Raw genomic sequence first — 12,041 nt, 5'->3', positions numbered from 1 at the left:
CGCCGGTTGAGTGAAGGGCATGTTAGAACCAGGGAAGAGAGCGATGAAAGGTTCAGATCACAGAATGGGAGAGAAGTTCAAAAAAATCCCCAAGCGACGCTTGGGGATTTTTGTATAAGAGACAGCCTGAGGGTGCCCTTTTCAGCAGTGCTGCATTAGTGAGCAATAGGCAGGGTTTCAGGGGCTTAACACGGCTATCGTGCACAAGCGCACATTTTTTCCTGCCGCACTGGGCCAAGATGAGTGGTGATGTTGTTTTAAGGACGTGTTTGTTTAATAAAAAGTTGCTTTTTTGTGTGTTATTTCGGTTTTTGTTTACGTATAATCGCCGCCGAACATGGATTCTAACAATAAAACTCTGTAGTTAAGGAAAGATCTCAATGGCCATCGAACGTACCTTTTCTATCGTCAAGCCGGATGCAGTCAGCAAAAACTTGATCGGTGCCATCTATAACCGCTTCGAGAGCGCGGGTCTGAAAGTCATCGCCGCCAAGATGCTGCACATGAGCAGCGAGCAAGCCGCTGGTTTCTATGCCGAACACCAGGGCAAGCCTTTCTATGACGGATTGGTCAGCTTCATGACGTCTGGTCCTGTCATGGTACAGGTGCTGGAAGGGGAAGATGCCATCCGCCGTCATCGTGAAATCATGGGGGCGACCAACCCGAAAGAGGCCCTGGCCGGCACCCTGCGTGCCTGCTACGCCGAGAGCATCGACCGCAACGCCGTGCACGGTTCCGACGCGCCGGCCTCTGCCGCCCGTGAAATCGCCTACTTCTTCTCCGACGACGAGATCTGCCCGCGCGGCTGAGTCTGGTGTTTGAAGATGATCAAGGGAGCCTCGGCTCCCTTTTGTTTTTTGGCCTTTTGGTCAATATCCCCTTATTCTCCGGGTAGAAAGCCAGACCCATTATTTGTACAATGCCGCCCCCTGACATCGTCAGCCAATAATTTATGTAGTTTGTGGACTGAGGCCTTTGATGAGCGAAATAAAAACCAACCTGCTGGATCTTGATCGGGATGCCATGCGTGCCTTCTTCGTCGAACTGGGCGAGAAGCCATTCCGGGCAGATCAGATCATGAAGTGGATTTATCACTTCGGTTGTGATGATTTCGATCAGATGAACAACGTCAACAAGGTACTGCGCGAGCGCCTGAAGGCGATCGCCGAGATCCGTGCGCCGGAAGTGAGCCGTGAACAACGCTCCTCTGACGGCACCATCAAGTGGGCGCTGCAGGTGGGCGGTCAGGAAGTGGAAACCGTCTACATCCCGGAAGAGGACAGGGCGACCCTGTGCGTCTCCTCCCAGGTGGGGTGTGCGCTGGCCTGCAAATTCTGCTCCACCGCTCAACAGGGTTTTAACCGCAACCTGAAAGTGTCCGAGATCATCGGCCAGGTGTGGCGCGCCGCCAAAATCGTCGGTGGCAAGCGCCCCATCACCAACGTTGTGATGATGGGCATGGGTGAGCCGCTGCTCAACCTCGCCAATGTGATACCGGCCATGCGCCTGATGATGGATGACTTCGGTTACGGCATCTCCAAGCGTCGTGTCACCATCTCCACCTCGGGTGTGGTGCCTGCGCTGGATATTCTCGGCGATCAAATTGATGTGGCCCTGGCCATCTCCCTGCATGCGCCGAACGACAAGCTGCGCTCCGAGATCATGCCGATCAACGACAAGTACAACATCGAGGACTTCCTCGCCGGTGTGCGCCGTTATCTGGCCAAGTCCAATGCCAACGGCGGTCGCGTGACCGTGGAGTATGTGCTGCTCGATCACATCAATGATGACATGCAGCATGCCCACGAGCTGGCCAAGGTGCTCAAAGACACCCCGAGCAAGATCAACCTGATCCCGTTCAACCCCTTCCCGGGCAATCCCTATGGCAAGCCGAGCAACAGCCGCATCGACCGTTTCTCCAAGGTGTTGATGGAATATGGCTTCACCGTCATCGTCCGCAAGACCCGTGGTGACGACATCGATGCCGCCTGTGGTCAGCTGGTGGGGGAGGTCATCGATCGCACCAAGCGCACCATGAAAAATCGGATGCAACAGGATGGGATTTCCGTCAAAATGGTTTAACTTGCTAAGCCATTGTATAGTCAGGGAATGGATACACGTACATTGATCGTAGTGGCAGCGCTCAGCGCGCTGCCCGGCTGTGTTACCGAGACCACTTACGCTGGCCAGAACTCTACCCAGCGTGAAGTGGGTCCCGACCTCAAGGCGGCTGCTCAGACCCGTCTGGATTTAGGTATTCAATATCTTCGGCAGGGTAATGCCGAACAGGCCAAGTTCAATCTTGATCGTGCCCTTCAATACGACCCCGACAACCCCAAGGTCCAGATCGGCTTCGCCTACTTCTACCAGCAGGTAGAGGACTACAAGGCGGCCGAAGAGAGCTACAAGAAAGCCCTCGCCATGGATCCGTCCAATGCTGACGCAATGAACAACTATGGTGCCTTCCTGTGCAACCGTGGCCGCTTCGACGAGGCGGAGAAGGCATTCCTGCAGGCCGTGAGTCAACCCGACTATATCCGGCTTGCCGATACCTATGAAAATGCGGCACTTTGCGCCGCTCAAAATCGCAGAAATGATAAAGCAAGCGAGTACTATCGCTTGGCCTTGGGGTATAATCCCCGCAATCCAAGGTTATTGCTGGACATGGCTGAGCTTTCCATGAAAGATGGCAAGCTGCCTGATGTGCAAGCCTATCTCGTCCGTTTTGCCGATGTGTCAGACGAGAATGAAAGCAGTCTCTGGTTGAGATTGCGGCTGGCTCAGGCCATGGACAAACCGGCACTCCTTCACCAATTCGGGACTGAGCTGGTAAGGCAATATCCCACTTCGCAACAAGCCAAGCGTTACTTAGCCAATGACTACTGAACAGCCACACGATATTCAAGACGACTCTCAGGCAGCAGGCCCAGGCCAGCTGCTGCGCAACGCCCGTGAACAGCTTGGCTGGACACGAGAACAGGTTGCGTCCCGCATTCACCTTCGTCTGACCCTGATTGCTGCGATCGAATCAGATACGTATGACAAACAGACTTCCCATACTTTCATTCGGGGTTATCTGCGCACCTACGCCAAGCTGGTCGGCATCCCGGATGAAACCATTCTGGCTGCCTACGACAAGCTGGGGCTGACGCCACCTGACAACATCGACATGCAGAGCTTCTCCCGCCGTTCCCGCCAGCAAGCCAACGACAGTCGGCTCAAGGTGGTGACCTGGCTGGTGATTCTGGTGCTGATCGCGCTCTCCGTCGCCTGGTGGTGGCAGAGTACGGCGCGTCGCTCCGCCGGTGACGAGGCTCTGGCGGCAACAGAAATGAGCAGTACGACCGACATGGGTGTGACCGGCAATATGCCGGGCGCCACCCTGGCCCCTGCGATGGAGATGGCTGATCCTGCCGTCATGCCGGCGGTCTCTGATGCGGCGGCAACTGCCGTTGAGCAAACCGTGAGCAGTGCTGCTGCAACCGCTGCGCCAGCGACCCCAAGCAGTGCAGCTGCAACGGATGTGTCCGCTGAGGTGGCAACATCGGCTGGGGAAGGCGAGACAGTGAGTGATGCAGCCACTGCCTCCCAACTCAAGATGAACTTCACCGCAGACTGCTGGCTTGACGTCAAGGATGCCAATGGCAAGACGCTGTTCAGCGGTCTGAAAAAAGCAAATGATCAACTGGTATTGGAAGGATCCGAGCCGCTCAAGCTCATCATTGGCGCGCCCATGGCGGTCAATATCGAGTATCAGGGCAAGTCCATCGACATGAGCCGTTACAACAACGGCCGGACTGCTCGCCTCTCACTGCCGCAGGAGTAATCTGTCCGCCATGTCCGCTCACGAATCTCCCATTATTCGTCGTAAATCCAGGCAGATCATGGTCGGTAACGTGCCGGTTGGGGGCGATGCCCCCATCACTGTGCAGACCATGACCAACACCAAGACCACGGATGTGGCCGCCACCGTCGAGCAGATCCGGCGGATTGAGCGGGTCGGCGCCGACATAGTCCGGGTCTCGGTGCCCACCATGGAAGCGGCCGAAGCCTTCAGGCTCATCAAGCAGCAGACCCGCATTCCCATCGTCGCCGATATCCACTTCGACTACCGCATCGCCCTGAAAGTGGCCGAGTACGGCGCCGACTGCCTGCGCATCAACCCGGGCAACATCGGCAACGAAGAGCGGGTGCGTGCCGTGGTCGATTGCGCGCGCCACTACAATATTCCGATCCGCATCGGCGTCAATGGCGGCTCTCTGGAGAAAGACATTCAGGAGAAGTACGGCGAGCCGACCCCGGAGGCCTTGCTCGAGTCAGCCATGCGCCACGTGGACTACCTGGATCGCCTCAACTTCGACAACTTCAAGGTGAGCGTCAAGGCGTCTGACGTCTTCCTGGCCATCGGCGCCTATCGCCTGCTGGCCAAGCAGATCGAGCAGCCGCTGCACCTTGGCATCACGGAAGCGGGCGGTTTTCGCGCCGGCGCGGTGAAATCCGCCGTCGGGCTCGGCATGCTGCTGGCGGATGGCATCGGCGATACCATCCGCATCTCCCTGGCGGCCGATCCGGTGGAAGAGATCAAGGTGGGTTTTGATATCCTCAAATCCCTGCGCATCCGTTCCCGCGGTATCAACTTCATCGCCTGTCCCTCCTGCTCCCGTCAGGAGTTCGATGTGATCGCCACCGTCAATGCCCTGGAAGAGCGGCTGGAAGACATCATCACACCGATGGATGTTTCCATCATCGGCTGTGTGGTGAATGGTCCGGGTGAGGCGCTGGTCTCTGATCTCGGACTGGCGGGGGCGGCCAACAAGAGCGCCTTCTACGAGGGCGGCCAGCGGGTCGACCGGCTCGACAACAAGGATCTCATCCCGATCCTGGAGCGCCGTATTCGCGCCCGGGCGGCCATGCTGGATCCAGCCAACCAGATCCAGGTGGATAAAGGTTGAGCCAATGTGGGGCCACCTAGGGTGGCCCCGTCTTTAGGTTGCTGATTTTAAATCCCGCTTTGGAACACCCTGATTTTACCTCGGGGTCGAAAATCCCTATAATGCGGCCAAATTTCACGTCTTTTCTCGAGTATCAACGTGGCAAAACAGATCCAAGCTATTCGCGGTATGAACGATTGCCTGCCGGAGCAGAGCCCGGTATGGCAGAAAGTAGAACAGATACTGCGCCAGGTGGTTGCCAGCTATGGCTACAGCGAAGTACGGATGCCGATCGTCGAGCAGACTCATCTGTTCAAGCGTGCCATCGGTGAAGTGACCGATGTGGTCGAAAAAGAGATGTATACCTTCGAGGACCGCAACGGCGACAGCCTGAGCCTGCGTCCGGAAGGGACAGCCAGCTGCGTGCGTGCCGGCATCGAGCATGGCCTGCTCTATAACCAGGAACGCCGGATGTGGTACATGGGTCCCATGTTCCGTCACGAGCGTCCCCAGAAAGGCCGTTACCGCCAGTTCCATCAGTTCGGTGTCGAGCTGTTTGGCATCAACGGGCCAGATATTGACGCCGAGCTCATCATGCTGACCCACCGTCTGTGGCGTCTGTTTGGCATCAGTGATCATGTTACCCTGCAGCTCAACACGCTCGGTCAGAGCAGTGAGCGCGCCGCTTACCGCGATGCGCTGGTAGCCTATCTGGAGCAGTACAAGGATCAGCTGGACGAAGAGAGCCAGCGCCGCATGTACAGCAATCCGCTGCGGGTGCTCGACTCCAAGGATGAGAAGGTACAGGCCATTTTGGTGAAGGCTCCGCGCCTGTTCGATCACCTGGGTGAAGAGAGCCTGGCTCACTTCGAGGGGCTCAAACGCCTGCTCGAGTCTGCCGGCATCAAATATGAAGTGAACGAGCGTCTGGTTCGGGGTCTTGACTACTACAACCTGACCGTGTTCGAGTGGGTCACCACCAGCCTGGGTGCCCAGGGGACTGTCTGTGCCGGTGGCCGTTACGACGGTCTGGTGGAGCAGCTGGGTGGTCAGGCGACGCCGGCCGTGGGCTTTGCCATGGGCATGGAACGTCTGGTGCTGATGCTCGAAACGCTGGAACTCAATGCCGATATCCGTCCTGCTGTGGATGCGTATCTGGCCATGGTGGGTGAGGGCACCGAGCAGGCAGGCTTCCAGCTGGCAGAGCGTCTGCGCGATGCCCTGCCAGATTTGCGCCTGATGAGCCACTGCGGTGGCGGCAATTTCAAGAAACAACTCAAGCGTGCCGACAAGAGCGGCGCGGCCATTGCCCTGATCCTTGGCGAGACCGAGGTGCAAAACGGGGAGATCACCATCAAATATCTGCGTGGCCAGGCTGAGCAACAGACCGTCACGGTCGACGCCGCCATTGCCCTGCTGGCAGCCAAAGGAGACTAAGCAGTGGAAGTTTATACCACCGAAGAACAACAGGTTGAGGTCATCAAGAGCTGGTGGAAAGAGAACGGAACCTCGGTGCTCGCAGGAACTGTTATCGGTCTGGTCGGACTCTTTGGCTGGCGCTATTACAACGACTATCAGCTCACCAATCAGGAAGCTGCCTCCCAGGCTTACAACGAGATCTCGGCCCAGCTGGCCAAGGGTGATGCTGCCACCTTCGAACAGGTGCAAGCCTTCATCACTGATCACAAGGGTGAGGCTTATGCCGAGCTGGCTGCCCTGCAACTGGCTGCGGCTGCCGTCAAGGCGAACAAGCTGGATCTGGCTGCCGAACAGCTGACTCAGGTCGCGAGCAATGGCGATGAGAGCATTCGTCCCATCGCTGCTTTGCGTCTGGCCCGGGTGCTGAACGATCAGGGCAAGGCTGACGAGGCTCTGACCCAGCTTGGCAAGATCAACAACGATGCCTTCAAAGCCCAGGTGGCGGAAGTGCGTGGCGACATACTCTACAAGCAGGGCAAGGCCGAAGAGGCCCGCGATGCTTATCAGGCAGCGGCTGATGCCGGTGGTCTGCAGGGCAGCGCCGAGCTCAAGCTGAAGATGGACGATCTGGCGCTGCCAGCCGTGACCACGGGTGGTGCTCCGGATGCGTAATTTGTTCAAAATGGTGGCCTTGGGGGCGGCAGTCTCCTTCGCTCTGCAGGGGTGTTCCCTGTTCAGCTCGGAAGAAGATCTCAACCCCATGGCGCCTTTGCCCGTGGTTGAATCTGCCTTCACCGCTGATACCGCCTGGTCCTCGTCTGTCGGCGATGGCATCGGGGACTTCTACTCCCAGCTCAAGCCGGTGGTGGAAGAGGAGCGCATCTATGCCGCAGCGCGCGATGGCGACGTAACAGCCTTTGATCGTGCGAGCGGCAAAGAGTTGTGGAGCGTGGATCTGGCCGATTTGCCGGTCAACGCCGAGAAGCGCAGTGCCCGTCTCTCCGGCGGCCTGGTTGCCCGTTATGGCAAGCTGTTCCTCGGATCCGAGAACGGGGTGGTTTACGCCCTGAACGAAGAGAACGGGGAAGTGCTGTGGCAGACCACTGTGCCGGGTGAAGTCGTGGCCAGCCCCGCCGTCGAAGACGGTCGTGTGGTGGTGCTGACGACATCCGGTCGTCTGGTGGCCCTCGATACCGATGAAGGCAAGTTGCAGTGGACCCTGGCTGAAGAGCAGCCGCCGCTGACCCTGCGCAGCGCAGGTGCTCCCGTCATTACCAACGGCGCCGTGCTCTATGGCCGCGCTGATGGCAAGGTGGGCATAGCCTTGCTGAGCAACGGTCAGCCGGTGCGTCAGTCCAAGGTGGCGGATCCGCGCGGTGCGACCGAGCTGGATCGCATGGTGGACGTGGATGCAACGCCGTTGATCGCGGGCGATGAGCTCTATGCCATCGCCTATAATGGCCAGCTGATGGCACGCAAGCTGATGACCGGTGACGAGGTGTGGAAGCGCAAGTATTCCGGCTACCGCGACATGGCGGTGACCGGCAATGCCATAGTGCTGACCGACAGCCGCAGCCATCTGTTTGCGGTAGACCGTCGCAATGGTCTTGAGCTCTGGTCCAACACCCAGCTGGAAAATCGCACCGTCACGGCCCCTGTCATCCTGGGTGACTATGTGGTGGTCGGCGATGTGGAAGGTTACCTGTATTGGCTGGATCGTACCGACGGTACCATCAAGGCCATGCAGCAGCTCGACAGCAGTGGCCTCTATGCCGCCCCCCTGGTGGACGGTGACACCCTGTATGTGCAGAGCCGTGGCGGCAAGTTGTACGCTATCTCGCGTCCCTGATCGTCCGTCAATGTGAATATCCGGCTCCTGGTCTTCGGACCCGGAGCCTTTGTCGTCTTGAGAATGAGGCTTTTATGACTCCTGTAGTAGCCCTGGTGGGCCGCCCCAACGTGGGGAAATCCACCCTGTTTAACCGCTTGACCCGTACCCGGGATGCCCTGGTGGCCGACTTCCCCGGTTTGACCCGGGACCGTAAATACGGTCAGGCGAAGTTGGGCGAGCTGGAATTTATCGTGGTTGATACCGGCGGTATCGATGGCACCGAAGAGGGGATCGAGCTGAAGATGGCCGAGCAATCCCTGCTGGCCATCGAAGAAGCCGATGTGGTGCTGTTTATGGTGGATGCGCGCGCAGGATTGACGGCAGCCGATCAGGCTATCGCAGCGCATCTGCGCAAGACCCACAAGAAGGTGTTTCTGGTGGCCAACAAGACCGACGGCATCGACGGTGATTCCGCCGTGTCCGAGTTCTACAGCCTGGCGCTGGGCGATGTCTACCAGATCGCGGCCGCTCACGGTCGTGGCGTGCTGAGCCTGTTGGAACTGGCCCTGGCTCCCCATCTGGAAACCCTGGTCGACGCCGCTGCCGAAGAAGATGCGCAGGATGAAGAAGAGGAGGACTTCGACGAAGAAGCCCTGCTGCGCATGGTAGCCGCCGGTGATCTCGATACCAGGGAAGATACCAAGGAGACCCCGTTCGCCGACTTGCCCATCAAGTTTGCCATCGTCGGTCGCCCCAACGTCGGCAAATCGACCCTGACCAACCGCATGCTGGGTGAAGATCGCGTCATCGTCTATGACATGCCGGGCACCACCCGCGACTCCGTCTATGTTCCGATGGAGCGTGACGAGCAGAAGTACGTCATCATCGACACCGCCGGTGTGCGTCGTCGTGGCAAGGTGCACGAGACGGTGGAGAAGTTCTCCGTCATCAAAACCCTGAAAGCCATCGAAGATGCCAACGTCTGCCTGCTGGTGATCGACGCCCAGGAGACCATCACGGATCAGGACTTGAGCATCCTCGGCTTCGTGCTCCACTCAGGCCGCTCAGTGGTGCTGGTGGTGAACAAGTGGGACGGCCTGGATCAGAAGGTGAAAGAGGACGTCAAGAACGAGCTGGACAGACGCCTGGGCTTCATCGATTTCGCCCGTGTCCACTTCATTTCCGCCCTGCACGGCAGCGGTGTCGGCCACCTGTTCGAATCCATTCAGGAGGCGTACCAGTCCGCCACCCGCCGTACCAGCACCGCCATGCTGACCCGCATCATGCAGATGGCGCAGGAAGATCACCAGCCACCCATGGTGAACGGTCGCCGTGTCAAGCTCAAATATGCCCACGCCGGTGGTTACAACCCGCCCCGTATCGTGATCCACGGCAACCAGTTGAATGACCTGCCGGATTCGTACAAGCGGTATCTCATCAACTACTTCCGCAAGTCGCTCAAGATCATGGGCTCCCCGATCCGGGTCGAGTTCCAGGAGTCTGCCAACCCGTTCGAGGGTCGGAAGAACACCATGACCCTGAGCCAGGAGCGTCAACGCAAGCGCCTGCTCAAGGCCAAAACCAAGAAATAAGGCCCAGCGGCTGCCCTCACCGGCAGCCGTTTTTTCTTGGGAAGAGGCGAGGGGGATCTGCTGTGGGTTGGCCCACCGCAGATCCACTTTGAGAGGAGTCGAGTATGAATTCCCTGATTTGCCCGGCCTGCAACACAGCGCTGGACAGCCGCAGCCGCGAGGTGACTTGTAGCCAGTGTCAGGCCCGTTATCGAGTCCGGGCCCTGTGTCCTGGCTGCCAGCAGGAGCTGGAACGGCTCAAGGCGTGCGGCGCTGTGGATTACTTCTGCAATCACTGCAACTGCCTGGTATCGAAGCGGTCGGTGATCTTTGAGGCGACCCCGGCCGCGCAACCATAAGAGAATAAAAAAACCCGGCAAATGCCGGGTTTATGCTGTGTGTTCTGCTATCAGCAAGGTGTAGGAGCGGTTTCTGCGCCAAATCTTGCGTTTGATGTCATTGAGCTTGAGTTTGCGTCTGGGGCTCCAGGCGCTCTTGGCTTTTCTGACCAGAGTGGTTCTTCTGCGAGCTCGCATCTTGGTCTCCTCCCATTGGGTGGCCATTTGGTACTACGAATGGAGCCTATCCGAAAATGCTGTCTACCAGTAGTTAACTTGATGAAATAAAGCGAGAAAAACAATTTCGGACAGGCTCCGGTCTGTCTGGATGGTAACAGAGAACTCACCCGGAAAACAAATCTGTCAACAAGGGCTCAACGCAGTGTGATCTGCTTGACCACTTCGGCGATGACGGTGGGGCGCTCTGTGCTTTGTGGCTCGCTGCTGTCGTCCTCATCCAGCTCTTCACGTCTGTGTGCTTTTTGCTGTTCGTTGTCGAGCCAGAGCAGGCTCTGGTAGTACTGGCGCACGTTGTTGACGTAGTTGCGAGCCTCACCGCCACGGGCATAGCCGTAGCGGACCTTGCGGTGCCAGCGTGCCTGCTGCAGCAGGGGCAGCACCTCTTTCACATCGCTCCAGGCATCGGGATTCTTGCCCAGCTCCTTGGTCAGACGACGGGCATCCATCATGTGGCCATAGCCGATGTTGTAGGCGGTGAGGGCAAACCACACCTTCTCATCGGCGGGCACGGAGGCGGGCACCTTCTCCATCATATGTTGCAGATAGCGGGCGCCACCCTCGATGCTCTCCGCCGGATGAGTTCTGTCTTTGACCCCCATCGCCTTGGCGGTGGGCTCGGTCAGCATCATCATGCCGCGCACCCCTGTGTAGGAGCGGGCCTGCGGGTCCCAGTGGGACTCCTGATAGCTGATGGCCGCCAGCAGGCGCCAGTCCACCATGCGGGCATGAGTCTTGAACAGATCCTGATACTTGGGCAGCAGGCTCTTGGCCCGCTGCAAAAAGGTGCGGGTGTCGACGAAGTCGAAGTTCTGTACATGGCCGAAGTACTTCTCGTCCAGCTTGGCGATGGCGCCATCCATGAAGCGCTGGCCGAAGAAGTCGATGATGCTGGCGTAGAGGCTGTCGTCGGGCAGCTTGGTCATGGCCCAGGCCACCGTCTGGTTCTTGGAGAGCGTCAGCCCCTCGGTGAGCTCGGGGTAGTAGCGCTGGGTGCGGGCCAGCACTGTGTCCTGCACCACCGTATAGTCAATCTTGCCGTCGGCCACCTGCTTGAGCAGCTCTTCCACGTCAGCGTCCCGGTTGGAACTCCATTTCAGCCCGGGGTACTCCTTGGCCAGCTCCCTGAGCAGATCCTCACCGGTGGAGCCTGCCGGTACCACTATGGAGCCTTTCAGATCACCAATGTCCTTTGGCTTGGGCGAGCCATAGCGATACACCAGCTTGGGGGAGACCTGATAAAAACCGGGGCCGAAGCGAAACAGGGCACGCCGCTCCGGGGTGACGACGATGGCGGCGGCGGCGAGATCCAGCTTGCCTTTCTCAAGCAGCTCGACCAGTTCGGCGATGGAGTAGACGGGGACTATGGTGAGCTTGACCCCCAACCAGTCGGCATAGCTCTTCGCCAGCTCGTAATCGAACCCCTGGGCGAGGTCGTCACGCTGGTAATAAGAGGTGGAGCCATAGATGGTGCCAACCCGGATCTCGCCCCGTTGGCGGATCTGTTCCAGCTGGCTGGAGGGGGTGTAGAAGTCGCAGCCGACCAGGGTCAGCAGCAACATCAGCCCGATAAACAGTCGAAAAATGCAGCGCAAGTAGGTGAGTACCCTTGTTGAAAAAATCGGCATTTGTCAGAAAAGAGGGACCTTTATACCAGAGAGTGTGCACCGAGTCACACTCGGTAAATCAAGAAAAACGTTTGTCCGGCGTGAGC

The 12,041-nt window shown here is 58.4% G+C and carries 12 protein-coding genes; 10 read left to right on the top strand and 2 right to left on the bottom strand.

What is annotated here, in order from left to right:
* Nucleotides 1–380 precede the first annotated feature (380 nt).
* The 10 genes from ndk (at nucleotide 381) to GWQ31_RS06815 (ending at nucleotide 10,111) form a co-directional block, all read left to right on the top strand.
* A complete protein-coding gene (gene ndk / locus GWQ31_RS06860) occupies nucleotides 381–809 on the top strand; it encodes a nucleoside-diphosphate kinase (protein ID WP_005310418.1) in 429 nt (142 codons plus the stop codon).
* A gap of 169 nt (nucleotides 810–978) precedes the next feature.
* Complete coding sequence (locus GWQ31_RS06855) at nucleotides 979–2,082, top strand: bifunctional tRNA (adenosine(37)-C2)-methyltransferase TrmG/ribosomal RNA large subunit methyltransferase RlmN (protein ID WP_005310420.1); 1,104 nt, start codon at nucleotides 979–981, stop codon at nucleotides 2,080–2,082.
* A gap of 12 nt (nucleotides 2,083–2,094) precedes the next feature.
* Nucleotides 2,095–2,886 carry a PilW family type IVa pilus biogenesis/stability lipoprotein TapF gene (gene tapF, locus GWQ31_RS06850; protein WP_159166101.1) on the top strand — a complete coding sequence of 264 codons (792 nt, stop codon included), beginning with the start codon at nucleotides 2,095–2,097 and terminating at the stop codon, nucleotides 2,884–2,886.
* On the top strand, nucleotides 2,876–3,826 hold the full coding sequence (gene rodZ / locus GWQ31_RS06845) for a cytoskeleton protein RodZ (protein ID WP_021140482.1): 951 nt from the start codon (nucleotides 2,876–2,878) through the stop codon (nucleotides 3,824–3,826). Before tapF ends, rodZ begins: the two co-directional genes overlap by 11 nt.
* A gap of 10 nt (nucleotides 3,827–3,836) precedes the next feature.
* Nucleotides 3,837–4,952 carry a flavodoxin-dependent (E)-4-hydroxy-3-methylbut-2-enyl-diphosphate synthase gene (gene ispG / locus GWQ31_RS06840; protein WP_059112283.1) on the top strand — a complete coding sequence of 372 codons (1,116 nt, stop codon included), beginning with the start codon at nucleotides 3,837–3,839 and terminating at the stop codon, nucleotides 4,950–4,952.
* Nucleotides 4,953–5,090: 138 nt separating this feature from the next.
* Nucleotides 5,091–6,368: a histidine--tRNA ligase gene (hisS, locus tag GWQ31_RS06835; protein ID WP_275908960.1), complete on the top strand. Its 1,278-nt coding sequence runs from the start codon at nucleotides 5,091–5,093 to the stop codon at nucleotides 6,366–6,368.
* A gap of 3 nt (nucleotides 6,369–6,371) precedes the next feature.
* Nucleotides 6,372–7,022 carry a tetratricopeptide repeat protein gene (locus tag GWQ31_RS06830; RefSeq protein ID WP_005310432.1) on the top strand — a complete coding sequence of 217 codons (651 nt, stop codon included), beginning with the start codon at nucleotides 6,372–6,374 and terminating at the stop codon, nucleotides 7,020–7,022.
* On the top strand, nucleotides 7,015–8,199 hold the full coding sequence (gene bamB / locus GWQ31_RS06825; RefSeq protein WP_275908959.1) for an outer membrane protein assembly factor BamB: 1,185 nt from the start codon (nucleotides 7,015–7,017) through the stop codon (nucleotides 8,197–8,199). The genes GWQ31_RS06830 and bamB overlap by 8 nt, the downstream gene beginning before the upstream one ends.
* Before the next feature lie 74 nt (nucleotides 8,200–8,273).
* The gene (gene der, locus GWQ31_RS06820) at nucleotides 8,274–9,773 is read left to right on the top strand and encodes a ribosome biogenesis GTPase Der (protein ID WP_017411381.1); all 1,500 of its coding nucleotides are present in this window, start codon (nucleotides 8,274–8,276) and stop codon (nucleotides 9,771–9,773) included.
* Between the two features lie 104 nt (nucleotides 9,774–9,877).
* The gene (locus tag GWQ31_RS06815) at nucleotides 9,878–10,111 is read left to right on the top strand and encodes a zinc ribbon domain-containing protein (RefSeq protein ID WP_265467542.1); all 234 of its coding nucleotides are present in this window, start codon (nucleotides 9,878–9,880) and stop codon (nucleotides 10,109–10,111) included.
* Between the two features lie 30 nt (nucleotides 10,112–10,141).
* On the opposite strand, the gene GWQ31_RS06810 is transcribed toward GWQ31_RS06815, so the two are convergent.
* The gene (locus GWQ31_RS06810) at nucleotides 10,142–10,288 is read right to left on the bottom strand and encodes a hypothetical protein (protein ID WP_011898860.1); all 147 of its coding nucleotides are present in this window, start codon (nucleotides 10,286–10,288) and stop codon (nucleotides 10,142–10,144) included.
* A 176-nt stretch (nucleotides 10,289–10,464) separates the two neighbouring features.
* Nucleotides 10,465–11,955: a membrane-bound lytic murein transglycosylase MltF gene (mltF, locus tag GWQ31_RS06805; protein ID WP_059112281.1), complete on the bottom strand. Its 1,491-nt coding sequence runs from the start codon at nucleotides 11,953–11,955 to the stop codon at nucleotides 10,465–10,467.
* Nucleotides 11,956–12,041 lie beyond the last annotated feature (86 nt).

The sequence above is a fragment of the Aeromonas sp. 2MA4 genome (assembly GCF_029237305.1).
In the GTDB taxonomy this organism is placed as follows: domain Bacteria; phylum Pseudomonadota; class Gammaproteobacteria; order Enterobacterales; family Aeromonadaceae; genus Aeromonas; species Aeromonas salmonicida.
Note: the sequence above shows the minus strand (reverse complement) of the source record. Positions and strands in the feature narration are given on the sequence as shown.